Origin of the sequence: Jiangella mangrovi, assembly GCF_014204975.1 — a bacterium.
GTDB classification, from domain to species: Bacteria; Actinomycetota; Actinomycetes; order Jiangellales; family Jiangellaceae; genus Jiangella; species Jiangella mangrovi.
This window is the reverse complement of the sequence record NZ_JACHMM010000001.1, coordinates 1,839,925-1,863,512: the sequence shown is the minus strand read 5'-3', so window position 1 is coordinate 1,863,512 and position 23,588 is coordinate 1,839,925. Positions and strand designations below refer to the sequence as shown.

The window sequence follows — 23,588 nt, the reverse complement described above, 5'->3', positions numbered from 1 at the left end:
GTGGGACCTTGGATCGCGGTCGTGCTGACCCGATCCCTACCACATCCGGCGCCCGTGCACGTCGTTGTCACCCCACCCGGGTGGCCGGGTTGAGGACGGCGCCGACGCGCTCGACGAGCAGGGCCATCTCATAGCCCACCTGACCGAGGTCGGCGGTGGACGCCGCGAGCACCGCGAGGTGCGCGCCGTCACCGACGGCCATGACGAGCAGGAAGCCGTTGGACATCTCGACCAGGGTCTGCTGGACCTCGCCGGCACCCAGGATCAGCGAGGCGCCGACCGTGAGACTGGCCAGTCCGGACACCACCGCAGCGAGCTGCTCGCCGCGCTCGCGCGGCATGCCCGTGGAGCCGGCCAGGTGCAGACCGTCGGCGGACACCACGACCGCGTGCGCGGCACCCGTGGTGCGGTCGACGAAACGGTCGAGCAGCCAGCCGAGCTCGTCGCTGGAGGCGTTGGTCACGAATCGCTCCTCTCGGGGTCGCTGGGCCGCTTCGGGACCCAGCCACCGGTTTCCTCCCGGCCGCGCCCGACACCTCTCTGCAGGCTGGCCAGCGTCGAGGCCACGTTACTCGCGTCCTTCGCCGCGGCCGCGGGGCGCCGGGTGCGTTCGGTCTCGTTGAGTTCGCCGATGGATCCCGGCACCAGCGAGGCGCCGCGCCGCCGCAGCGGCAGGCCGGACGCGCTGAGCGCGGGCTCGGCCTCGGCGACCGGCTCGGGAACCGGCGCCGGCGCCGGTGCCGGCGTCTCGGGACGGCTGGCTGCCCAGCCGGACCCGATCTGCGGCGACGTGGCGATCGGCTCGGTGTCGCGCTGGCCCGCACGGGCGCTGGCGGCCTCTTCGGCCGACCGCAGTGCCTCGGCGGCGCGCCGCCAGCCCTCGTCGGCCGGGCTCGACCAGTCGGTGGAGGGGCTGCTCGACCGGCTGAACCAGGCCGAGGCGACGGAGTCGTAGATGGGGGAGTCGCTGTCGGGCAGCACCGGCTCCGGCGCCCGCAGCGAGGCCCGTGCGGCGGCCGGTGCCGGCGCGGGGGCCGGCGGGACGGCGGGAGCGGCCGGCTGGGGTGCCGGCGGGCGGACCTCGGGGCGCGGCTCGCGGGTCGGCAGTGCCGAGCCGTTGGTGCCGGCGCCGGTCAGCGGCGCACGCCAGGACTCGTCGGACCGGGTGCCGTGGTCGGTGGAGAACCGCCGCTCACCGGTGTCGCTCAGCGGGCTCTCGCCGGTGTCGCTCAGGCGGCGCTCCGCGGTGTCGCCGAGCCGGGCCTCGCCGGTGTCGGCCTGGAACCGGGTCTCGGCCGTGATGGGCGGGACGCGGGTCTCGCCGGTGTCGGCGCGCAGCCGCGACTCCTCGGGGCTCGGCCAGGTGGGCCGGCCGGCGTCCATGGCGGGCGCGGGGTCGGCCGGGAACGGCTCGTCGAGCCGGCCGTTGGCCTCGACCGGGAAGCGGGTCGGCTCGGGGCGCTCGTCGGAGCGGCGCGGCAGGCCGGTGGTCGACGGCAGCGGGAGCGACGGCGAGGAGTCGTCGCGGCGGAACGGCGACGAGTCGTTGTCGAGGCTCCAGGCGTCGAGGCCGGAGGACTTCGGTGCCTGCGTCTCCGGCGTCACCGCGCTGAGGACGCCCTCGCTGGTGTCCAGCGGCGACAGGATGAGGTGCGCGGGGAGGTCGACCTGCGCGGCCGTGCCGCCCTCGGGGACCCCTTCGAGGCGCACCTGGATGCCGTGCTTGGCGGCCAGGCGGGCGACCACGTAGAGGCCCAGGGTCCGCGACGCAGCGACGTCGATGTCGCCGACGTTGCGGAGGCGGTCGTTGAGCTCGTCGAGCTGCCCGGCCGGGATGCCGAGGCCGGAGTCGGTGACCTGCAGGCGCAGGCCGCCACCCAGCAGTGGCTGGCTGGTGACCCGGACCGGCGTGGCCGGCGCGGAGAACTCGGTGGCGTTGTCGATCAGCTCGGCCAGCAGGTGGGCGATGTCGTCGACGGCGCCGGCGGTGATGAGGTCGGTCGGCATGACGCCGAACTTCACGCGCGGGTACTGCTCGACCTCGCCGACCGCGGTGCGGACGACGTCGAGGACGCCAGCCGCGCTGGTGTGCTTGCGCATCTCGTCGACGCCCGCGAGGACCAGGAGGCTCTCGGCGTGCCGGCGGACGCGGGTGGCCATGTGGTCGATGCGGAACAGCGTGCTCAGCTGGTCGGGGTCGCGCTCGCGCTGCTCGAGGCCCTCGATCTCGCCGAGCTGGCGGTCGATGAGCGACTGCGTGCGGCGGGAGAGGTTGACGACGATGGTGTCGAGGTTCTGCCGCAGCATGGCCTGCTCGGCGGCGACCCGGACCGCGGTGGAGTGGACGTCGTTGAACGCGGTGGCGACCTGGCCGATCTCGTCGCGGCCCTCGGCCTCGACGGCGTCGGGCAGGTTGCGGGCGACCGCCGGGCCGTCCTTGTGCACGCGGTCGACCAGAGCCGGCAGCTGCGTCTGCGCGGTCTCGAGCGCGGAGGCCCGGAGCCGGCGCAGCGGGCCGATGATGGACCGCGCGACGACGATGGCGAGGTAGACCGTCAGGGCCAGGACCGCGAGGACGGCCAGGGCGCTGAGCAGCGCCGTCACCCGGGAGCTGTCGGTGCGGTCGGCCGCCACGGTCAGCACGGTGCCGGAGGTGTCGTTCTGGACCTCGCGCAGCGCGTCGATGCGGTCGGTGGAGGCCTGGTACCACTCTTCCTTGGTGGCCCGAGGCGCCGCGCCGTTGGTGATGTCGGAGCGGGTGTCGGCGACCAGGCGGTTGCCCTCGGTGATCTGGTTGGAGAACAGGCGGGCCTGGTCGGTGAAGCCGAGGCCGCGGAGGAACCGGCCCTGGAGCAGGAGGTCCTGCTCACCCTGGAGGATGACGACCTGGTCGCGCTGGGCGCTGGTCAGGGCTTCGGGGCCGATGAAGTAGGCCACCAGGCCGCGCTCCATGGACGCGGACTCGACCGCCTGGGCGATGTCGGCCAGGGCCGAGATCTGGCGCGCCAGCACGGGGTCGTCGTTGCCCGTGCCCGACGCGGTGGCCAGCTGCTGCAGCGTCTGGGCGATGCGCTGGTAGCCGTCGGTGCCGCTCTCGAACGGCGGGTCGTTGGCGTCGCGCTGACCGCGGTAGCCGGCCAGGCGCGGCAGCTGGCGGTCGAACGCCGCGACCGCGCTCTCGAAGCCGGAGCCGAGGTCGTCGCCGCGGCGCTGGTCGATCTCGTCGGAGAGCGACGCGAGGGCCGCGTCGGTGGCGGCGCGCGCGTCGTCGACCGCGCCGTCGCCCGTGGCCGCGGGGGCGCCGCCGGGGCCGACCTCGGCGAGGCCGGTGACGTCGCGCTCGTCCTGGAGGGTCTCGAGGGCCTGCAGGGACACCATGCCCAGCTCGGCCAGGCTCTCGGTGCGCGAGGCGGAGGACGCCTCGTCGAGGGCGCTCTTGAAGAACAACGTGCCGAGCACGAGAGTGCCCAGCAGCGGGAGGAGGACCAGCGCGGCGACGCGGGAGCGCACACTGCGGTCGTGCAGGAACGTGTGCCAGAACGACTGCGACCGCTCGCCGTCGGCTCCGCCCTCCTTCGCACGGCCGGACTTCACGGATGGGCGCAGGTCGGCTGGGCGCAGGTTCGCGCGCGCCCGCTTCGTGGCGCCGTCGTTGCTACGGCGTCCTCGGGCGGTCCGCGTCATCGATGATCCTTCCTCTGTCGTCCCCCATGGTCGCTCGCCGGCGAGCGACACAAGGCTCCTCGTGGCCGCCGTCGTGCTCCGGGACGCACACGCGCCGCTAGACGACGCTTGCTGCCCGGCAGCGTTCTGTCAATAGGCGACCGGTGGGTGAAACACCTCAATGTGGCACACGATCCCACCGGAGCATGACGGAAATGGTAGACGAGCCACGTCAAAGTGCCGCACCGGCGACGGGATTCTCATACCCGACCAGCGAAAGGAGCCGGCACCCGAGGGTACCGGCTCCCGTCGTGACCGCTGGTGCGTCAGCGCTCGATCTCGCCGCGGATGAACTGCTCGACCTTCTCGCGGCAGACGTCGTCGGAGTACTGCTCCGGCGGCGACTTCATGAAGTAGGACGACGCCGACAGGATCGGCCCGCCGATGCCGCGGTCCATGGCGATCTTCGCGGCGCGCAGCGCGTCGATGACGATGCCGGCCGAGTTCGGGGAGTCCCAGACCTCGAGCTTGTACTCCAGGTTCAGCGGGACGTCGCCGAAGTTGCGCCCCTCGAGCCGGATGAACGCCCACTTGCGGTCGTCGAGCCAGGCCACGTAGTCGGACGGGCCGATGTGCACGTTGCGCGGCTCGAGGCCGTCGACCAGCTGCGAGGTGACCGACTGCGTCTTGGAGATCTTCTTGGACTCCAGGCGGTCGCGCTCCAGCATGTTCTTGAAGTCCATGTTGCCGCCGACGTTGAGCTGGTACGTCCGGTCGACGGTGACGCCGCGGTCCTCGAACAGCTTGGCCAGCACACGGTGCGTGATGGTGGCGCCGATCTGCGACTTGATGTCGTCGCCGACGATCGGGACGCCCGCGGCGGTGAACTTGTCGGCCCACTCGGGGGTGCCGGCGATGAAGACCGGGAGGCAGTTGACGAAGCCCACACCGGCGTCGATGGCGGCCTGCGCGTAGAACTTGGCGGCCTCCTCGGAGCCCACCGGCAGGTAGCAGACGAGGACGTCGACCTTGGCGGCCTTGAGCGCGGCGACGACGTCGACCGGCTCGCTCTCGTCCTCGACGATGGTCTCGCGGTAGTACTTGCCCAGGCCGTCGAGCGTGTGACCACGCTGCACGACGACACCCGTGGGCGGCACGTCGCAGATCTTGATGGTGTTGTTCTCGCTGGCGCCGATGGCGTCCGCGAGGTCCTGCCCGACCTTCTTGGCGTCGACGTCGAACGCGGCGACGAACTCGACGTCACGGACGTGGTAGTCGCCGAACTGGACGTGCATCAGGCCCGGGACCTTCGTCGCCGGGTCGGCGTCGCGGTAGTAGTGGACGCCTTGCACGAGCGAGGCGGCGCAGTTGCCCACGCCGACGATGCCAACACGTACCGAGCTCATCGGCCGTTCTCTCCTTCGTTTCCGGTGATGGGTGCCGGTGGCTCACCGGCCCCTGGGGTGGGCGTGGCGCCCGGTGACATGGCGATCGAGCGCTGCTCCGCGCTGATCAGGCCGTCGAGCCACTTGACCTCGCGCTCGACCGATTCCAGGCCGTGTCGCTGGAGCTCCAGCGTGTAGGCGTCGAGCCGCTCACGGGTGCGCGACAGCGACGAGCGGAACTGGTCGAGCTTCTCCTGCAGCCGGCTGCGCCGGCCGAGGAGGATCCGCATGCGGGTATCGGCGTCGGCCCGCCCGAAGAACGCGAAGTGCACGCCGAAGTGCTCGTCGTCCCAGGCCGACGGTCCGGTCTGGGTGAGCAGCTCGGCGAAGCGCTCCTTGCCCTCGGGGGTGAGCCGGTAGGCGATGCGGCCACGGCGGCCGCTGCGGTGGGGACCCGGCGTCACCAGGGTGTCGACCGGCTCGTCCTCCGCCAGATAGTTGTGCCGCACCATCGCCTTGAGAGTCGGATACAAGGTGCCGTACGAGAACGCTCGCCCCCACCCCAGCAGCGAGTTCACCCTCTTGCGCAGCTCGTAGCCGTGCAGCGGCGCATCGTGCAGCAGGCCCAGGATGGCCAGCTCCAGCGCCTCCGCGCGTTTGCCCACGAGGTACGCTCCCTTGCATCATTGACGAATCGATGTATCGAACCGATACATCATGTCGATATTTCAGGACGATAGAACGTCCCGGCCTCGAACTGCAAGTGACCCGTGCGCATCGACGCGACGGGTGAGAGCCGTGAGCTGTCACGGGCAGGTTTGAAACAGCCGGGTCGAGAGCAGGATTGGCGTGATCAACCGTGGAGCGTCGTAGGCTCTGCTTTGATCCGGGGCACCTCATCGCGCGCTCCGGACGGCCGATGTCCCCCAACCGACCGAGAACTCTGTGACGAACCAAGGGCGACGCCGCGCGGGTGGCCGCGCGCGCACAGCCGCGTCCAGCAACGCGGCGTCGAGGACTGCCGCGTCCGCGGGCGCGGTCCCTTCGGCGACCCCCGGGGGCGGCGGGAACGGTGGCGGTCGTCGCTACGCCGCCGGCCGCAACGGGAAGAAGGACGCCAAGGGCAAGCGCAAGGGCTGGCGCCGGTTCGTCTCCTGGAAGGCGTTCGGTCTCTACGCGCTCGGCATGATGCTCCTCGGCGTGGCCGGGGTCAGCATCGCCTACGCCATGACGGACATCCCCGAGGCCAACGCGTTCGCGCGGTCCGAGGCGACCATCGTCTACTGGGCCGACGGCAAGACCGAGCTCGGCCGGTTCAGCGCCGAGAACCGCGAGACGGTCGACATCTCCGAGATCCCGCAGGCCTGCCAGGACGCCGTCGTCGCCGCCGAGGACCGCTCGTTCTACGAGAACAACGGCTTCGACCCGGTCGGCATCATGCGCGCCGGCATCGGCTACATCCAGAACAACGGGTCGACGGCGGCCGGTGGCGGCTCGACCATCACGCAGCAGTACGTCAAGAACTACTACCTGACGCAGGACCAGTCCCTGACCCGCAAGGTGCAGGAGCTGTTCATCGCGGTCAAGATCGACCAGCAGCTCGACAAGGACGACATCCTGGCGTCCTACCTCAACACCATCTGGTTCGGCCGCGGCGGCCTCTACGGCATCCAGACCGCCTCGCGCTCCTACTTCGGCAAGCCCGTGTCCGAGCTCGACGTCACCCAGTGCGCTGCGCTGGCCGCCATTCTGCGCTCGCCGCCGCGGTACGACCCCACGTCAGGTCCCGAGAACACCGAGCGGTTCGAGCGCCGGTTCCAGTACGTCGTCGACGGCATGGTCGACATCGGCAAGCTCGACGCCGCCACGGCCGAGACCCTGGTGCCGCCCGCGGTCGTGCCGGAGCAGAACACCAACCTCTACGGCGGTCCCAACGGCTACCTGCTGCGGCAGGTTCGCGACGAGCTGATCGACAACGGCTTCACAGAGGAGCAGATCGACACCGGCGGCCTGCGCGTCGTCAGCACGTTCGACGCCAAGGCGCAGACGGCCGCCATCAGGGCCGTCGACGCCGAGCGGCCCAAGGAGCACGCCGACGGCGTCCGGGTCGGGCTCGCGGCGGTCGTCCCGGGCGACGGCGCCGTCGTGGCCATGTACGGCGGGGCCGACTACGTCACCCAGCCGTTCAACGACGCCATCGACGCCTCCATCCAGGGCGGGTCGACGGTGAAGCCGTTCACCCTGGCCGCGGCGCTGGGCCAGGGCATCTCGCTCGAGAGCCGCTACTCCGGCAACACCCTCACCGACCCCATCCTCGGCCCGCCGGTGCACAACCAGGGCGACGAGGAGTACGGCGAGGCCATCGACCTGGTCACGGCCACCGAGAACTCCATGAACACGGCGTACGTCGACCTCGCCATGGACATCGGCCCGGACACCATCGTCGACACCCAGCTGGCCAGCGGCCTGTCCTACGCGGCCGACGAGGAGTCGGAGCTGCGCGACGACCCGCGCGTCACCATCGGCATCGGCCACGTCCGGCCCATCGACATGGCCGAGTCGTACGCCACGCTCGCCGCGGGCGGCCGGCACGCCGACTGGTACACCGTCCGCTCGGTCACCGAGCCCGGCGGCAACGTCCCCTACCGGGTCGAGCCCGCGCCCGAGACCGTCCTCGACTCCGGCGTCGTGGCCGACACCACCTTCGCGCTCAACCAGGTGGTCGAGAACGGCAGCGGCCGCGAGGCGCAGAACCTCGAGCGCCCGGCCGCAGGCAAGACCGGGACGCACGAGGACCTGACCGCCTGGTTCTCCGGCTACGTGCCGCAGCTGGCGGCCAGCGTCGCGATCTTCCGCGGCGACGGCGAGACCGCCGGCACCGTGTCCCTCGACGGCGTCGACGGCATGGACACCTTCACCGGTGGCGCGTTCCCGGCCCGCATCTGGACCGCGTTCATGTCCGGCGCCCTCGAGGGCGTCGAGGTGCAGGAGTTCCCCGAGCCGGCCGAGGTCGGCGAGGCGGTCAACCCGTCGCCCACTCCGACGCCCACTCCCACCGACGACCCCGGTGACGAGGACGACAACGGCGACAACGGGAACGGCAACGACGGCGGCGACGACAACGGCAACAACGGCGGCGGCAACGGTGGCGACGACTCCGGCTCGGACGAGTCCGGCGACGGCGGCACCGACTCCGGCGACGGCGGCGACGGCGACGCGTCGGGCAACGAGTGGGCCGGCACCGAGGGCGGGACCGACGGTGGCACCGATGGCGGGGCCGACGGCGGCACGGACCCACCGACCGACGAACCCACCGACGAGCCGACGGGCGACCCCAACGGCAACAACGGAGGCGGCAACGGCGGCGCCTGGGGCGACGCCGGGGGCGCGGACCGCTGACGTCACGCGCTCCCTCTAGGCTGTCCATTCGTGTCCGTCACGCCGCAGCGCCGCGAGGGATCCGCCGCGCCGAGTCGTGAGGACCCCCTCGTCGCCGCGATGAGCGAGGTGGTCGGCGGCCCGTTCGGGCGCCGGGCCGCGGCGCCGCGCCGCTGGTGGGGTCCGCTGCGCATCGCCCTGGCGGTCGCCGTCGTCGTCCTGGCGCTGGGGCTGCTCGCCGACCAGCCGTGTCGTGCCGGCGGCTGGGCCGACCGCGCGGACCGGTCGATGTGGACGTCGCTCTGCTACAGCGACGTCGCGTTCCTCTACCGCGAGCGCGGATTCGCCGAGGGCCTGCTGGCCTACCGCGACAGCCTGCTGGAGTATCCGGTGCTGACCGGCGCCGTCATGCAGGCGACGGCGCCACTGGCGGCCCTGCTGACCGACTGGTTCGGCGCGGTCCGGGTCACGCCCGGCCTCGCGCCCGACGTCGCCGAGAGCGTGACGTTCTTCGACCTCACCGCGACGCTCATGGCGGTGTGCGCGCTGGGCGTCGTCGCGGCCACCGCGCGCACGGAGAGACGGCGGCCCTGGGACGGGCTGCTCGTGGCCGCGTCGCCGGTCCTTCTGCTCAGCGCCAACGTCAACTGGGACCTGCTGGCCGTGCTGCTGACCTCGCTGGCGCTGCTGGCGTGGAGCCGCGACCGGCCCGTGCTCACCGGCGTGCTGATCGGCCTCGGGACGGCGGCGAAGCTCTACCCGGTGCTGCTGCTGGGCGTAATGGTCCTGGTGGCGCTGCGGTCGCCGGAGCGGCGGGCCGCCCTGCGCGACACCGGCCTGGCCGTCGCGGGCGCCGTCGTCGCCTGGTGTGCGGTGAACCTGCCGGTGGCCTGGTGGGCGCCCACCGGCTGGCGCGAGTTCTTCACCTTCAACGTCGACCGCGCGGCCGACTTCGGCTCCACCTGGTACGCGCTCGGCCTGCTGGCGCCGGACCTGCTGCCCGAGCAGGTGGACGACCTCGTGGTGGTGTCCGCGGCCGTGCTGCTGGTGCTCATCGCCGCGCTCGCCCTGACGGCGCCCGTCCCACCCCGCGTCGCGCCACTGGCCTTCCTCGCCGTCGCCGCCTTCCTGCTGGTGAACAAGGTGTGGTCGCCGCAGTACTCGCTCTGGCTGCTGCCACTGGCCGTGCTGGCCCGGCCGCGGGTGCGCGACCTGGCGCTCTGGCAGGCCGCCGAGGTCGTGTACTTCGTGTGCGTCTGGCGCTACCTGGGCACCCTGTACGACCCGTCCGCGCCATTGATCAGCAACGACCAGTACGCTCTGGCGATCGTGCTGCGGATCGCGGGGCTGCTCTGGCTCGTTGTCATGGTCGTGCGCGACATCCGCCATCCCGAAGAGGACCCCGTCCGGCGGTACGTCACGCCGTCACCGTCGCCGGCCGGCCCGCCCGTCGCCGCCGCGCGGCACCGGCGCGGGGGAACGGAGCCGGCATGACGGCGCGCAGCCTCCTCGACCGTGCCCGCCCGGTCGACGCCGACTCGCTGGCCATCTGGCTGGCGAGCCGGGTCTCGATGTGGGTCATCGCCGGTGCCACCGGCTGGATGTTCGTCGCGCAGGGACAGGACGTCGTCCCCGCGCTCGACCGGTGGCAGCAGTGGGACTACTGGCACTACGCCGGCATCGCCATCCACGGCTACGGCGGCGAGCCCACCGGCGTCCCCAACGAGGCGTTCTTCCCCGGCTTCCCCGGACTGCTGTGGCTCGGCGGCGAGGCCGGCCTGCAGCACGTGTTCACCGGGCTGCTCGTGTCGCTGCTCGCCGGCGCCGTCGCGGCCCTCGCGCTCGGCCGCATCGGCGAGCTCGAGGGCGGCCAGAGCATCGGCCGGCTCACCGTGCTGGTCTGGGTCACCGCGCCGTCCGCGGTGTTCCTCGCCGCCCCGTACACCGAGTCGCTCTTCCTGGCCTGCGCGCTGCCCGCCTGGCTCGCGGCCCGGCGGCAGCACTGGCCCGCGGCCGGCGTCCTGACGGCGCTCTCGTGCACCATCCGCGTGAGCGGCCTGTTCCTCGCCGCCGCCATCGCCGTCCAGTGGCTGACCACCCGGCGCGAGGCCATGGCCCAGACCGGGCGGCCCTGGTGGTCCGGCCTCGGCTGGCTGTTCCTGCCCGCATTGCCGCTGATCGCGTGGTCGGCCTTCCTCGAGTCCGAGACCGGCGACTGGCTGGCCTGGCTGCACGCCCAGGCCGAGGGCTGGGACCGCCACTTCACCTGGCCCTGGACGGCATTCGACACCACCTGGCAGGCCGCGTTCGGCGGCACCCAGTCGCCCGGCTTCGCGTGGATGTTCCGCGCCGAGATCGTCGCCATGCTCGTCGGCGTCGTGCTCACCGGGGCGCTGCTCTGGTGGCGCCGCTGGGGCGAGGCCACCTGGGTCGGCCTCCAGGTCATCGCGTTCGGCACGTCGACCTGGTTCTTCTCGGTGCCGCGGGCGACGCTCCTCTGGTGGCCCCTGTGGGTGACCATCGCCGTCCTGGCCGTTCGGCGGCGCTGGGTCCTCTGGGCGTATCTGGTGGTGTCGGTGCCGCTGATGTCGGTCTGGGCGGCTGCCTACTTGACCGGTCGGTGGGCGGGTTAGCCGGGGTTGCGTCCGGCTGAGCGGCGGGGGATGCCCGTCCCTATCCCCAGGCGAGGGTGTCGAAGGTGGTGGTGGTGAAGCGGACTTCGACGTCGATCTGGTCGCCGACAGCGGGTGGGGTGGCGTCGGCGGGAAGCCAGATCATCGAGCACTGCATGTGCGGAGGCTCGGCGAACCAGCGCTGCCTGCCGGCCACGCGGAACGGCGACAGGGCGCGGCCGCCGGCCTCGAGGCCACCGCGGGCGAGGGCGGTCGCGCGCTGGCGCAGCGTCGTCGCGGCGCTCGGGGCCTGCATCGCGATGCCGTGCGCCGTGCCGCCCGCGACCACCAGGAGCGTGCCGTCGCGGCGGGCCCGGCGCTGGCGATAGCCGAACGTCTCGCCGCGGCGCACCCGGTGCACGTCGAGAACGGTCGCCTTCGCCGTCAGGCCCGTGCGGTCGCCCAGCCACAGCGCCGTCGCGACCCGAAGCCGCACCTCGGCGCCGGTGTCGCGGGCGACGGCGGCCGCCTTGGCGGGCGTGAGGTGGCTGACCCAGACGGTTCGCGGGGCCGCCGGCGCCGCCTCGAACGCCTGCCGGGCCAGCGCCGTCGCCTCGGCGGTGTGGTCGCCGGTCAGCGGCAGGTGCAGCGCGAACCCCTCGAACCGCACGCCGTCGATCAGCTTCGCCACCTCGGCGAGGTCGCCGGCAGCGACGCCGTGGCGGCGCATGCTCGTGAGGACCTCGACGACCACCCGCGGCCGCGCGTCGCCCGTCGCGAGCGCCCGCAGGTCCTCGAGCCGCGACACCGTGTGCACGACGCGCTCGTCGCCGAACCCGCCGTCGAGCCAGGGCCGCCACGGCGTCAGCACCAGGACGTCGCCGCCGAACGCCTGCGCGACGGCCGGGACCTCCTCGTACGTGCCGGCGGCGACCGTGGTGACGCCGAGCGCCGCCGACTCCGCCGCCAGGACGGCGTTGCCGAAGCCGTAGCCGTTGCCCTTGGCGACGGGGACGACGGTGACACCCGCGGCGGCCGCGTCGTCGACGTAGCGGCGGACGCGGTCCCGCCACGGGCCGGCCGCGATGTGCAAGGTGACGGACACGGTCAGCTCCGGCGCTTCATGTAGAGGTCGAATGCGGAGTAGAGGACGCGCGAGAGCGGGAGGTCCCACTCGCCCAGGTACTCGACGGCGTGCCCGCCGGTGCCCAGCTTGAACCGGATGAGCCCGGCGTGGGAGTCGTCCTCGGACAGCGTGTCGGTGATGCCGCGCAGGTCGTAGACGGCGCACCCCTCGGCCAGGGCGTCCTGCATCATCCGCCACTGGATCGCGTTGGAGCCGCGGACGTCGCGCTTGGCCGTCGTCGAGGCGCCGTAGGAGTACCAGGCGTGCGTGCCCACGCGGGTCATGGTGGTGGCGGCGACGAGGTCGCCCTCGTGGTGTGCGAGGTAGAGCCGCAGCCGCTCCGGCGCCTCGTCCGTCATGGCGGCCCACATGCCCTCGAAGTAGGCGAGCGGGCGCGGCGTGAAGCCGTCGCGCTGGGCGGTCTCGGCGTAGATCCGGTGGAACGCGGGGAGGTCGGCGGCGCTGCCCTGGGTGACGACGACCCCGGACTTGTCGGCCTTCTTGATGTTGCGCCGCCACAGCTGGTTGAAGCCCTTGAGGACCTCGTCGGCCGACCGGCCCTCGAGCGGCAGCTGGAACACGTGCCGCGGCTGGCCGGCGGAGAACCCGTCGACGTCGGCGGGCGCACGCCAGCCCAGCGCCGTCAGCTGCTCGGCCAGCGCGGTGCCGGTGGCGGTGGTCTCGTCGGCGGGCAGGTCGCGCAGCCGGGTGACGCCGGGGTCGGCCAGCGCCTCCTTGAGCGTCGCGTTGGACCAGCGGCGCGTGACCACCATGGGTCCCATGCGCAGGCCGAACGCGCCCTGGGCCTTCACGTGCTCGGCCAGCGGGGCCAGCCAGCGCAGCAGGTCGCCGCCGGTGGCCGCGGCCTCCCAGTCGATGCTCGGACCTTCGGGGACGTAGGCGAGGTAGCGGCGGACGCGCGGCGCCTTGCGGTACAGCACCAACGCCACGCCGACCAGCTTGTCGCCGTCGAACCAGCCGACGGAGCGGGACCGCCAGTCGCGCTTGACCACGCCCCATGCCGGAGTCTGCAGGAAGCTGACCGAGGGCAGCTCGGCGATCGCGGCGAGGTGCTGGTCGCTTGTGATCTCTCGGACGGCGAGGGCGGGGCTGCGTGTCACGGGGCGAGGGTACCCGCTCCGGCTGCGGACCCGAGAACGATCACGATCGTCCGGGAGTGTCCGGTTGCGCAGGCCGGGTGAACTCGGCGTCGATCTCCAGCACCACCTTCCGGCCGATGAGCACACCACCGGTCTCGAGCGCCCGGTTCCAGGTGAGACCCCACCGTTCCCGGTCGATCTCGGTGCGCGCGGACAGGCCCACGACCTGCGCCCCCCACGGGTCGAAGCCGACGCCGTCGAAACTGGCCCGGAAGTCGACCGGCCGGGTGGTGCCGCGGATGGTGAGGTCGCCGGCCAGCACGAACTCGTTGCCCTCGACGTGCGCGATGCGCGTGGACCGGAACGTCAGCTCCGGGTGGTGCACCACGTCGAAGAAGTCCGCGGAGCGCAGCCGCTCGTCACGGTCGTCCTCGCCGGTGGCCAGGCTCGCCGTCCCCACGACCACCTCGACGTGCGACGCGGTGGGGTCCTCGCCGACGGTCAGCGTCGCCCGGACGTCGCCGAACCGGCCCTTGATCTGCGTGACCATGAGGTACCGCACCGCGAACGTGACGTCGGCGTGCGCGGGGTCGAGCGTGAAGACGCCGGCCGCCGGCACGGTGAGCCCGTTCCACGGGTGCAGGTTGCCGGTGGCGTGAGCCTCGGCCATCGCGTGCCCCTTCTCTGGTCGAATCTCTGCTCGATCTGCTTCAACATTCAATATTTTGCGCCGTCAACCATTGTTAGCATCAGCATCTATGGCGACGACGCGAATCATCGACGACGACCGGCTCACCGCCGTCGGGCTGCTCGTCGAGGTGCACCGGGGGCTGACCAACAAGTTCGCCGCCCGCCTGGCCGAGCACGGCCTGTCCGAGAACGAGCTCGAGATCCTGCTGCGACTCGGGCGCACACCCAACTGCCAGCTGCGCATGAGCGACCTCGCCGCGCAGACCAGCCTGACCACCAGCGGGGTCACCCGGGTGGTCGACCGCCTCGAACGCGCCGGCCTGGTGGCCCGGGCCAGCTGCGACACCGACCGCCGCGGCACCTGGGCCGTCCTCACCGACGCCGGGCTCGAGCGCGTGACGGCGGCCGTGGCCGACCACATGGAGGACGTCGACCGCTGGTACACCGGCCTGCTGACGCCCGAGCAGCTCACCGCGCTGACCGACGCGCTGCGGATCGTGCGTGACACCGTCCGGCCCGAAGCGGTCGCAGGAGTCGCCGAAGCCGCTCGGGCGCGGACGCACGTCGGGGTGTAGGTCCCGGCTGATCGCCGTCTGTGGTCCGGCCGGTGGGCGGGGATGCCGTCCCCGCCCGCCTCGCTCGTTCCTCGCTCGGACGCCCGCGCCTACCCCTGACGGCATCCCCGCCCACCGGCCTGGTGGGTGAGCCGGCTCGAGCCGGGCTCGGTCACCTGCCGATGCGTGGGCGCGCCGGTGGGGTTTCGGCACGTCAGGCTGCTTTGATGTTGTCCAGGAGGTAGGCGACGTCGTCGTCCTGGCCTTCGAAGGGCGTCTCGACGATGGCGTCGGTGCCGGCGGCCTGGATGACGGCGACGATGGCCTCGCCGCCGATGCTGCCCGTGCCGATGGTGGCGTGCCGGTCGGCCCCGGAGTCGAACGGGTCGCGGCTGTCGTTGGCGTGCACGAGGTCGATGCGCCCCGTGATGGCGCGCGTCTTGTCGACCATGTCCTCGGGCGCGATGCCGGCCGAGAACGCATGGCAGGTGTCGAGGCAGAAGCCGAACCCGAACTCGCCGACGGCGTCCCAGAGCATGGCCAGCCGGTCCAGCTTGCGGGCCATGGCGTAGTCGCCGCCCGCGGTGTTCTCGATGAACACCGGCACCTTGGCGTCGAGCTGCTCGGCCGCCTTGCGCCAGTTGTCGACGCCGGCGTGGGGGTCGTCGCCCTTGAGCACGTGCCCGCCGTGCACCACGAGGCCCGCCGCGCCCACCTGGGCCGCGACGTCGACGTGCTGCTGCAGGATCTTGCGGCTGGGGATGCGGATGCGGTTGTTCGTGGTCGCGACGTTGACCACGTACGGCGCGTGCACGTACACCGTCAGGCCGGCCGCCTCGGCGTCGGCCTTCAGCGCCTCGGCCCCGCCCGGGTAGGCCAGCTTGGGGGCCTTCCAGTCCTGCGGGTCGCCCAGGAAGATCTGCACCGCCCCGGCGCCGTTCGCCTTGGACGTCGCTATGGGGTCGCCCTGCTTCACGTGGGCACCGATGCGCTGCACAGCCATGGCCCAGACGCTACCGCGCCGGTCCGACATCGCGACCGGTCCCCGTAGGCTCCTCATCGATGACCGGAGAAGCCAGCTGGCGCGAGCAGCGACGCGAGGCCGTCCAGGCCCACGCCGACGCGCTCGCGCGCAAGCAGGCCGCCGAGACCGAGCGGGCGCGGGCACTCGTCGCCGAGTTCGTCGCGGCCATGAGGTCGGCCGGCATCGAGCCCGGGCCGTTGCGGGCGCGGGCCGGCGACGGCGCCGTCACCTACCGCACCGGGCTGCGCGGCTGGTACGTGCGCCGGAACCGGGCCATGGCGGTCGGTGAGGACGGCTCCTTCTACCTCCTGGACGTGCCGCGCTCGGCCGCGGCCCGCCTCACCGGGGCGAACGTGACGCCGTCGGACCCGCCACTGCAGGCAGGCGTCGGCGCGCGCGACGGCGAGTCCATGCCGCTGGAGCAGCTGCTGCGCCAGCGGCTCGAGGCCGGGTCCGATTTCTGACGGTTTCCCGCAGCCGGCAGAAGCGCAGGTCAAGGCCTGTGGACAACCGAATCGGCGTTTCGGCGCATCGCTGGTAACCTTGCCTGCGGCCTGGTCATGCGCGGACGTGTGTGCATCCGACCGGGCCATCGACGTTCAGCCCTCCTGCCACGGAGAGACCGTGGCCGCGAAGACCACAGGAGGTGATCCGGCATGCGTCGTTATGAAGTCATGGTGATCCTGGACCCCGAGTCCGAGGAGCGCACCGTGCAACCCAGCCTCGAGCAGTATCTCGGGGTCGTGCGTGAGTCCGGTGGCTCGGTCGAGAAGGTCGACATCTGGGGCCGCCGCAAGCTCTCGTACGAGATCGGCAAGAAGAGCGAGGGCATCTACGCGGTGCTCGACGTCACGTGCGAGGCCGACACTGTGGCTGAGCTCGACCGCCAGCTCGGGCTTTCCGAGACGGTGCTCCGTACCAAGGTCGTTCGGCCAGAAGCCCACTGAGAGGGATTCGTTCATGGCAGGCGAGACCGTCATCACGGTCGTCGGTAACCTCACCGACGACCCTGAGCTGCGATTCACGCCCAACGGCGCCGCGGTGGCGAACTTCACCATCGCGTCCACGCCGCGGACGTTCAACCGGCAGACCAGCACCTGGGAGGACGGCGACGCGCTGTTCCTGAGGTGCTCGGTGTGGCGGCAGGCGGCCGAGAGCGTCGCCGAATCGCTGCAGCGCGGCATGCGCGTCATCGCGCAGGGCCGGCTCCGCCAGCGCTCGTTCGAGACGCGCGAGGGCGAGAAGCGCACGGTCATCGAGATGGAGGTCGACGAGATCGGCCCCAGCCTCCGGTTCGCCACGGCCAAGGTCACCCGGACCCAGCGGTCCGGTGGCGGCGGCGGTGGTGGCTACGGTGGCGGCGCGCCTGCCGGCAACGACCCGTGGGCCACCCCGTCCGGCGGCGGCGGTGCGCCGCAGCAGGGCGGCGGCAACGACCCGTGGGGCGCTCCGTCCGGCCCGCCGGCCGACGAGCCCCCGTTCTGATCACCACGTAATCCCGCGTTCCCGGGCGACTCTGGAGGTCGCCCAGCACGGGAGCGCGCCCGTCCACCCATCCCGGTCAGCCGCCCAGCGAGGCGACCGGGCTCCCCGAAGGAGGAGCACCACGATGGCAAAGCCTCCGCTGCGCAAGCCGAAGAAGAAGGTTTGCGCCTTCTGCAAGGACAAGGTCGACTACGTCGACTACAAGGACACCTCGCTGCTGCGGAAGTACATCTCCGACCGCGGCAAGATCCGTGCCCGTCGCGTCACCGGCAACTGCACCCGCCACCAGCGCGACGTCGCCACGGCCATCAAGAACGCGCGTGAGATGGCGCTGCTGCCGTACACGTCGACGGCTCGCTGAGAAGGGGAGAGGACGCCATGAAGCTGATTCTCACCCAGGAGGTGCCGGGTCTCGGTGCCGCCGGCGACGTCGTCGAGGTCAAGGACGGCTACGGCCGCAACTACCTCGTGCCGCGTGGCTTCGCGCTCGCGTGGACCAAGGGCGGGCAGAAGGAGATCGACTCCATCCGCCGCGCCCGGCAGGCCCGCGACTTCGCCGACCTCGACTCCGCTCGTGAGGTCAAGGCGAAGCTCGAGAACACGCCGGTCAAGCTGGTCGCCAAGGCCGGCGACACCGGCCGGCTGTTCGGCGCCGTCACGTCCGCCGACATCGCGACCGCGGTCTCCGAGTCCGGTGGCCCGGCCATCGACAAGCGGCGCATCGAGGTGGGCAGCCCGATCAAGACGGTCGGCTCGCATCGCATTACCGTCCGGCTCCACCCCGAGGTCGCGGCCAACGTGACCCTCGAGGTCGTCTCCGCCTGACGTTCTCATCACCACGGGCCCGCAGCCAGCCGGCTGCGGGCCCGTCGTGGTGGTGGAACCGATCCGGATTCCGGGTACGGTCTGAGACAAGCCACCACCGCGTCGACGGAGCCCGCCCCCATGCAGGACACAGAGCTCGGCAGCACCAGAGCACGCATCCAGCGCGTGGCGCTGGAGCTGTTCGCCGAGCAGGGCTACGACAAGACGTCCCTGCGCGAGCTGGCCGAGCGGCTGGGCATGACGAAGGCGTCGCTCTACTACTACTTCAAGAGCAAGGACGACATCGTCCGGAGCCTGGTCGGCGACCTGCTGGCCGCCGTCGACGAGGTCGTCGACTGGTCCCGCGAGCGCGAGCCGACGCCGCAGCACCGGCGCGAGCTCATCGAGCGCTACGGCAAGGCGGTTCGCGGTCAGGGCACGCTGCTGCGGTTCCTCACCGAGAACCAGCCGGCGCTGCGGGGACTCGAGGCCGGCGACGCCCTGCGGCAGCGCATGCGCACGCTCATCGGCTTCGTCGTCGATCCCGCCGACCCGCTGCCGGCACAGCTCTGCGGCCGCCTGGCGTTCTACGCGCTGCACGGCGGGCCCGCCATCCTGAGCGACGTCGACGCGACGTCGGAGGAGATCTTCGACGCCGCCTGTGTCGTGGCGCTCTCCATGGTGCCTGACGGCGACGGCCGTCAGGCCTGAGCGGACCTGCCACAATCGTCGGCGTGGGAGCGCTCGGGACGATCGTCGCGCCGCTGACCGGGCGCCGTCTCGTCCGCCGCGGCGTGCATCTGCTGCTCGGCGGCGTCGTCCTCATCCCGTACGTCCTGCTGATCATCGGGTTCGTCCAGTTGTTCACCGAGCCGGGGACGCCGGTCGTGCCGTCGGCGGTGCTGGCGGCGGTGACGTTCGTCATCGGGACGGTGCCGCCGTTCCTGCCGGCGCTGCGCGCGCTCGAGATCACCGCGACGCGGCACTTCCTCGACGTCGACCTGCCCGACCCGGTGGCCGACCCGCCGTGGGAGACGCGGTTGTTCGGCGCCGGCTGGTACGTGCTGCACCTGCTCAGCGGCGGCGTGGCCATGGTGGCGATCCTGTTCACGGCGCCGACGGCGGTGGTGCTGGTGGCCCGCGGGCTCGGGTTCGACGACGGCGGCGGAGTCGGCGGGCTGGCGATGCTCGACGGCGTCACCGGCGGGTGGGCGGTCCTGCTGGGTCTGGGCCTGGTCGTGGCGACGGCGTACCTGGTGGCCGGGCTCGGTGCCCTGCTGGCCTGGTTCGCGCCGCTGCTGCTGGGCCCGTCGCCGGCCGAGCTGCGGCTGGCCATGGAGACCCAGGCGCAGGAGTTCGCCGAGCGCAACCGGCTGGCCCGCGAGCTGCACGACTCCGTCGGCCACGCCCTGACGGTCACGACGCTGCAGGCGGCGGCCGCGCGCCGGGTCCTCGACACGGACCCGGAGTTCGCCCGCCGCGCGCTGCTCGCGGTCGAGGAGGCCGGCCGGACGGCCATGGAGGATCTCGACCACGTGCTCGGCGTGCTGCGCGCGGGCACCGACGCCGAGCTGTCGCCGCAGCGCACGCTGGCCGACCTCGACCGGCTCGTCGACGACGCCCGGACCACCGGCATGGACCTTGAGGCCACCGTCGACGGCGACCTCGCCGCCGTCCCGCCGGTGCTGTCGCGCGAGGCGTACCGGATCGTGCAGGAGGGCCTGACGAACGCGGCCCGGCACGCCGCGCAGGTGCCGGTGCGGCTGCGCGTCGCGGCGACGGCGACCGGCCTCGACATCGACGTGTCCAACCCGCTGCCCGACGGCGTGACGGTTCGGCGGCCGCGGGCGAACGGCGGCCGCGGCCTGCGCGGCATGCGGGAACGGGTGCGGCTGCTGCGTGGCGAGCTGTCCGCGCAGGCCGCCGACGGCGTGTGGCGGGTGCGCGTGCACCTGCCGGCGCGGACGGGAGACGGACGTTGAGCGCAGAGATCACCGTGCTGCTGGTCGACGACGAGCCGCTGGTCAGGGCAGGGCTGCGGGCCATCATCGACGCCGAGCCGGACCTGCGCGTCGTCGGCGAGGCCGCCGACGGCGCCGAGGTCGGGCCGCTCGTGACGCGGTCGCGGCCGGACGTCGTCCTGATGGACGTGCGGATGCCCGCCGTCGACGGCATCCAGGCGACTCGGCTGCTCAGCCGGCGCGACGACCCCCCGCGCATCCTCGTCGTCACCACGTTCGAGAACGACGACTACGTGTACGAGGCACTGGTGGCGGGTGCGCACGGCTTCCTGCTCAAGCGGGCCCGGCCCGAGGAGATCGTGCAGGCGGTCCGGCTGGTCGCCCGCGGCGACTCGCTGCTGTTCCCGGCGGCCATCCGCAGGCTGGCGGCGTCGCACGGCGGAAACGGCGGCGACGCGCTGGCCGCCGCCGGGCTGAGCGAGCGCGAGGCCGAGGTGCTGCGGCTCGTGGCGGCCGGCCTGTCCAACGCCGAGATCGCCGCGGAGCTGGTCGTCGGCACCGAGACGGTCAAGACCCACGTCGGCAACGTCCTCACGAAGCTCGGCGTCCGCGACCGCACGCAGGCCGTCATCGCCGCCTACGAGTCCGGCTTCATCAGCCCGCGCTGACGGCATTCCCTCCCATGGGGGAGGTGGATCACCGGGCGGCGGGAGGCAGTGGCACTGGCCCACGCGCGATCGTCGGGGTATGAACGAGACGACGATGGTGACGACGGCGCCCGCGGCGGCCGAGCGCGGTCCGGCACGGGGCGGCTTCTGGCGGCGCTGGCCGCAGTGGGCGCCCTGGGCCGCGACGCTGTGGGCGTTGGGCTACGGGCTGACGGCGCTGGGCTGGACGCTGACGGGGTCGGGCTTCCCGCCGGCCGCCGACCCGGAGCCGGAGCTGTCGCTCGTCGGCGACGTCCCGGCCGACGCCGGAGCGCCGCTGTTCGCCGCGGTCGCGCTGGCCGCCGCCGGCACGGGCGCCGTCATGGCCCGGCACCGGGCGGGCGCGGAGGTGCCCCGCTGGTGGCGCCGGTTCGCCGTCGGCCTCGGCGGACTGCTGGCCGTGGTGCTGCTGGTGGTCGTGCCGGACATGCGGATCCTGGCCGTGCTCGGCTACGTGCCGATGATCGTCGCCCTCGCGCCGTTCGACGCGGGACTGCGCGCCGACCTCGGCAACGCGTTCGGGCCGGAGCACGTGCACCAGGTGCTGGCGCTGGCCGGCGGCTTCCTCTGGGCTGCGGCGACCGTCGTCTACGCGCGGCGTACCGCGGGCTCCTGCGTGCGGTGCGGCCGGCCGGACCGGGCGGCGCGGGTCGCGACGGTGCTGCGCTGGGGCCGGGCGGCCACGTACGTCGCGGCCGTGATCCCGGCGCTCTACGCCGCGACGCGCTGGCTCTGGGTGGCCGGGGTGCCGATGGGCATGAGCCGGGAGCAGCTGGACGCGGCCGCCGCCGACGGCGGCATGGTCGCGGCCGCGTTCCTGGGGTCGTTCGCGCTGGTGGGGACGGTGCTGACGCTCGGACTGGTGCAGCGGTGGGGCGAGGTGTTCCCGCGCTGGATCCCGGTGCTGCGTGGCCGCTCCGTGCCGGTGGGGCTCGCCGTCGTCCCCGCGACGGTGGTGGCGATGCTCGCCACGGCCGGCGGACTGAGCCTGACCAAGACCGGGCTCCTCGACGCCAGGTTCACCGCGAGCGACTGGGCCGCCGTCGGGCCGGCGATGCTGTGGCCGCTGTGGGGTGTCGCGCTGGCCTGGGCGGCGCTGGCCTACTGGCTGCGCCGTCGCGGCGGCTGCGCGACCTGCGGCGCCGAGGGCTGACGGCGTCGCCGACCTACGATGGAGCCATGCTCGTAGCCTTCTCCGTCGCCCCGTCCGGCACCGGCGACTCCGTGGCCGAGGCGGTGGCCGACGCCGTCGCCGTCGTCCGCGAGTCCGGCCTCCCCAACAGCACCGACTCCATGTTCACCACCATCGAGGGTGACTGGGACGAGTGCTTCGACGTCGTCAAGCGCGCCACCGAGGCGGTCGGCCGGCACGGCCATCGCGTCAGCCTGGTGCTCAAGGCCGACATCCGGCCCGGGCGCACCGGCGAGATGACGGGCAAGGTCGAGCGGCTCGAGGCGGCGCTCGAGCGGCGCGGCGACGCCTGACCTAGTAGCCGGTCCCGGTCTTCACCCGGCGGCGGTCCCGTTCGTGCAGGCCTCCCTTGGCGTCCAGCGTCGTGCAGGCCTCCGCGAGGTCGTCGGCCAGCGTCTCCGCCAGCGACCGGCCCAGCGTCTGCTTCACCAGCGCCCGCATGATCGTCACGTGCTGGGCGTTGGGCGGCAGCGTGTACGCGGGCAGCATCCAGCCGCGCTCGGCGGCGAGCTGGCCGGACACGTCGAACTCGTCGTAGTCGTGCTCGCCGGCGAGCCTGAACGCGACCAGCGGCAGCTGCTCGGCGTCCTTGTCGCCGACCAGCTCGAAGTCGCCCGCCCCGACGATCCGCTCGGCCAGCGCCTGGGCGTTGGCCTGCATGGTCTCCATGATGAAGCGGTAGCCGTCGAACCCGTAGCGGACGAAGTTGTAGTACTGCGCGAGCACCATGCTGGCGTTGGTCGAGAAGTTCAGCGTGAACGTCGCGTCCTTCTTGCCGAGGTAGTTCTCGTAGAACACCAGGTCCTCGGCCAGGTCGTCGGTGGTCCGGAAGATCAGCCAGCCGATGCCCGGGTAGACCAGCCCGTACTTGTGCCCCGACACGTTGATCGAGCGGACCTGCTCCAGCCGGAAGTCCCACTCGGTGTGGGGGTACAGGAACGGCCAGACGAAGCCGCCGCTCGCGCCGTCGACGTGCAGCGGGACGTCGATGCCCTTCTCCTCGCGAAGCTGGACCAGCAGGTCGTTGATGCCGGAGATGTCGTCGGCGTGGCCCGTGAACGTCGTGCCCAGGACCGCGGCGACCCCGATCGTGTTCTCGTCGACGTGCGGCTCGACGTCCTCCGGGCCGATCGTGTACCGGTCCGGGCGCAGCGGGATGATCCGCGGCTCGACGTCGAAGTAGCGGCAGAACTTCTCCCACACCACGTGCACGTCGCCGCCGAACACCAGGTTCGGCCGGTCCGTGCTCTTCCCGGCCGCCTCGCGCCGCTGCCGCCACTTCCACTTCAGCGACAGCGCGCCGAGCATGATCGCCTCCGACGACCCCTGCGTGCGGGTGCCGGTGGTCTCGCCAGGAGCGTGGAACAGCCGCGCCAGCATCCGGATGCAGCGCTGCTCGATGAGCGCGGTCTGCGGATACTCGGCGTGGTCGATGTAGTTGCGGTGCAGGTTCTCGGCGATGACCCGCTGCGCCTCCGGCTCCATCCACGTCGTCACGAACGTCGCGAGATTGCGCATCGGGATGCCGTCGAGGACCAACTCCTCACCGAGCAGCCGCATCGCGTCCGTGGCCGACATGCCCAGCTGGGGCAGCCGGTCGTCCGGCGCCGCCCGCAGCAGGAAGGCGTTGCCGTAGCGGTCGTCGTAGGTGTCGACGTGCATGGCCATTCCCCGACGCTAGGGACAGCGCGCCGTCGCGGGCTCACCCGGAGCGGATGAGAGCGGCGCCTCCGTCGGGGTCGGGTTGGGCCGCGGAGCGTGCGGAAGATGCTGCGCCGGCTCCGCTTCGCGGCGGTGAAGCATGCCGCGCGCGCTCTTGACGCCGGCTCCACATCTTCCGCACGCTCCACGGCGCTGTGGCCCGGTGCCGTCGCCCCCGCTCTCGTCCGCTGCGGGTGCGTGGCCGG

23 protein-coding genes are annotated in these 23,588 nt (G+C 72.5%); 14 read left to right on the top strand and 9 right to left on the bottom strand.

The annotated features are described in order from the left end of the window. Positions 1 to 67: 67 nt before the first annotated feature. The 4 genes from HD601_RS08630 to HD601_RS08615 all read right to left on the bottom strand — a co-directional run bounded on the left by HD601_RS08630 (position 68) and on the right by HD601_RS08615 (position 5,713). A complete protein-coding gene (locus tag HD601_RS08630) occupies positions 68 to 463 on the bottom strand; it encodes a roadblock/LC7 domain-containing protein (RefSeq protein ID WP_046767008.1) in 396 nt (131 codons plus the stop codon). Then, positions 460 to 3,684 carry a sensor histidine kinase gene (locus HD601_RS08625; protein WP_184821041.1) on the bottom strand — a complete coding sequence of 1,075 codons (3,225 nt, stop codon included), beginning with the start codon at positions 3,682 to 3,684 and terminating at the stop codon, positions 460 to 462. The genes HD601_RS08630 and HD601_RS08625 overlap by 4 nt, the downstream gene beginning before the upstream one ends. 305 nt (positions 3,685 to 3,989) lie before the next feature. Beyond that, complete coding sequence (locus HD601_RS08620; protein WP_184821039.1) at positions 3,990 to 5,069, bottom strand: inositol-3-phosphate synthase; 1,080 nt, start codon at positions 5,067 to 5,069, stop codon at positions 3,990 to 3,992. After that, entirely contained in the window at positions 5,066 to 5,713 is a 648-nt protein-coding gene (locus HD601_RS08615) for a helix-turn-helix transcriptional regulator (protein ID WP_184821038.1), read from the bottom strand. Before HD601_RS08615 ends, HD601_RS08620 begins: the two co-directional genes overlap by 4 nt. Positions 5,714 to 5,993: 280 nt before the next feature. On the opposite strand from HD601_RS08615, the gene HD601_RS08610 reads away from it, so the two are divergent. The 3 genes from HD601_RS08610 to HD601_RS08600 are packed head-to-tail and all read left to right on the top strand — an operon-like array spanning position 5,994 to position 11,059. Continuing rightward, entirely contained in the window at positions 5,994 to 8,447 is a 2,454-nt protein-coding gene (locus HD601_RS08610; RefSeq protein WP_184821036.1) for a transglycosylase domain-containing protein, read from the top strand. A gap of 30 nt (positions 8,448 to 8,477) precedes the next feature. Next, positions 8,478 to 9,920, top strand: a complete 1,443-nt coding sequence (locus tag HD601_RS08605; protein WP_184821034.1) for a glycosyltransferase 87 family protein — start codon at positions 8,478 to 8,480, stop codon at positions 9,918 to 9,920. Then, on the top strand, positions 9,917 to 11,059 hold the full coding sequence (locus tag HD601_RS08600; protein WP_184821032.1) for a hypothetical protein: 1,143 nt from the start codon (positions 9,917 to 9,919) through the stop codon (positions 11,057 to 11,059). Before HD601_RS08605 ends, HD601_RS08600 begins: the two co-directional genes overlap by 4 nt. Before the next feature lie 40 nt (positions 11,060 to 11,099). Here the strand turns inward: HD601_RS08600 and HD601_RS08595 are convergent, their stop codons facing one another. Genes HD601_RS08595 through HD601_RS08585 form a run of 3 tightly spaced genes read right to left on the bottom strand, consistent with a single transcriptional unit; the run spans position 11,100 to position 13,934 of the window. Further along, positions 11,100 to 12,143, bottom strand: coding sequence for an alanine racemase (locus HD601_RS08595; protein ID WP_184821030.1), 1,044 nt, complete (start codon positions 12,141 to 12,143; stop codon positions 11,100 to 11,102). A 2-nt stretch (positions 12,144 to 12,145) separates the two neighbouring features. After that, positions 12,146 to 13,285, bottom strand: coding sequence for a peptidoglycan bridge formation glycyltransferase FemA/FemB family protein (locus HD601_RS08590; protein WP_184821027.1), 1,140 nt, complete (start codon positions 13,283 to 13,285; stop codon positions 12,146 to 12,148). Between the two features lie 40 nt (positions 13,286 to 13,325). Then, entirely contained in the window at positions 13,326 to 13,934 is a 609-nt protein-coding gene (locus HD601_RS08585) for a YceI family protein (protein WP_184821025.1), read from the bottom strand. Between the two features lie 88 nt (positions 13,935 to 14,022). Between HD601_RS08585 and HD601_RS08580 the strand changes: the two genes are divergently transcribed. Next, positions 14,023 to 14,529, top strand: a complete 507-nt coding sequence (locus HD601_RS08580; RefSeq protein ID WP_184821023.1) for a MarR family winged helix-turn-helix transcriptional regulator — start codon at positions 14,023 to 14,025, stop codon at positions 14,527 to 14,529. 193 nt (positions 14,530 to 14,722) lie between these two features. On the opposite strand, the gene HD601_RS08575 is transcribed toward HD601_RS08580, so the two are convergent. Further along, complete coding sequence (locus HD601_RS08575; protein WP_184821021.1) at positions 14,723 to 15,511, bottom strand: deoxyribonuclease IV; 789 nt, start codon at positions 15,509 to 15,511, stop codon at positions 14,723 to 14,725. A 59-nt stretch (positions 15,512 to 15,570) separates the two neighbouring features. Here HD601_RS08575 and HD601_RS08570 point away from each other — a divergent pair, with 59 nt between their 5' ends. From HD601_RS08570 to HD601_RS08525, 10 genes are all read left to right on the top strand, one after another. Next, the gene (locus HD601_RS08570) at positions 15,571 to 15,996 is read left to right on the top strand and encodes a hypothetical protein (protein ID WP_184821019.1); all 426 of its coding nucleotides are present in this window, start codon (positions 15,571 to 15,573) and stop codon (positions 15,994 to 15,996) included. A gap of 192 nt (positions 15,997 to 16,188) precedes the next feature. Next, positions 16,189 to 16,479, top strand: coding sequence for a 30S ribosomal protein S6 (gene rpsF / locus HD601_RS08565; protein WP_184821017.1), 291 nt, complete (start codon positions 16,189 to 16,191; stop codon positions 16,477 to 16,479). Positions 16,480 to 16,492: 13 nt separating this feature from the next. Continuing rightward, positions 16,493 to 17,017, top strand: a complete 525-nt coding sequence (locus tag HD601_RS08560) for a single-stranded DNA-binding protein (protein WP_184821015.1) — start codon at positions 16,493 to 16,495, stop codon at positions 17,015 to 17,017. A 124-nt stretch (positions 17,018 to 17,141) separates the two neighbouring features. Further along, positions 17,142 to 17,378, top strand: a complete 237-nt coding sequence (gene rpsR, locus HD601_RS08555) for a 30S ribosomal protein S18 (protein ID WP_026877935.1) — start codon at positions 17,142 to 17,144, stop codon at positions 17,376 to 17,378. Between the two features lie 17 nt (positions 17,379 to 17,395). Then, on the top strand, positions 17,396 to 17,842 hold the full coding sequence (gene rplI / locus HD601_RS08550; RefSeq protein WP_184821013.1) for a 50S ribosomal protein L9: 447 nt from the start codon (positions 17,396 to 17,398) through the stop codon (positions 17,840 to 17,842). 120 nt (positions 17,843 to 17,962) lie between these two features. Next, on the top strand, positions 17,963 to 18,532 hold the full coding sequence (locus HD601_RS08545; RefSeq protein ID WP_184821011.1) for a TetR/AcrR family transcriptional regulator: 570 nt from the start codon (positions 17,963 to 17,965) through the stop codon (positions 18,530 to 18,532). A 23-nt stretch (positions 18,533 to 18,555) separates the two neighbouring features. Then, positions 18,556 to 19,803 (top strand): histidine kinase, encoded by a 1,248-nt coding sequence (locus HD601_RS35545; protein WP_221440714.1) that lies wholly within the window; start codon positions 18,556 to 18,558, stop codon positions 19,801 to 19,803. After that, positions 19,800 to 20,450 (top strand): response regulator, encoded by a 651-nt coding sequence (locus HD601_RS08535; protein WP_221440713.1) that lies wholly within the window; start codon positions 19,800 to 19,802, stop codon positions 20,448 to 20,450. Before HD601_RS35545 ends, HD601_RS08535 begins: the two co-directional genes overlap by 4 nt. Positions 20,451 to 20,529: 79 nt before the next feature. Further along, positions 20,530 to 21,642 carry a hypothetical protein gene (locus HD601_RS08530; RefSeq protein WP_221440712.1) on the top strand — a complete coding sequence of 371 codons (1,113 nt, stop codon included), beginning with the start codon at positions 20,530 to 20,532 and terminating at the stop codon, positions 21,640 to 21,642. Positions 21,643 to 21,668: 26 nt separating this feature from the next. After that, positions 21,669 to 21,974 carry a thiamine-binding protein gene (locus tag HD601_RS08525; RefSeq protein WP_184821009.1) on the top strand — a complete coding sequence of 102 codons (306 nt, stop codon included), beginning with the start codon at positions 21,669 to 21,671 and terminating at the stop codon, positions 21,972 to 21,974. A 1-nt stretch (position 21,975) separates the two neighbouring features. Here HD601_RS08525 and gad read toward each other — a convergent pair whose 3' ends face one another. Further along, a complete protein-coding gene (gene gad / locus HD601_RS08520) occupies positions 21,976 to 23,349 on the bottom strand; it encodes a glutamate decarboxylase (RefSeq protein WP_221440711.1) in 1,374 nt (457 codons plus the stop codon). Positions 23,350 to 23,588: the final 239 nt, after the last annotated feature.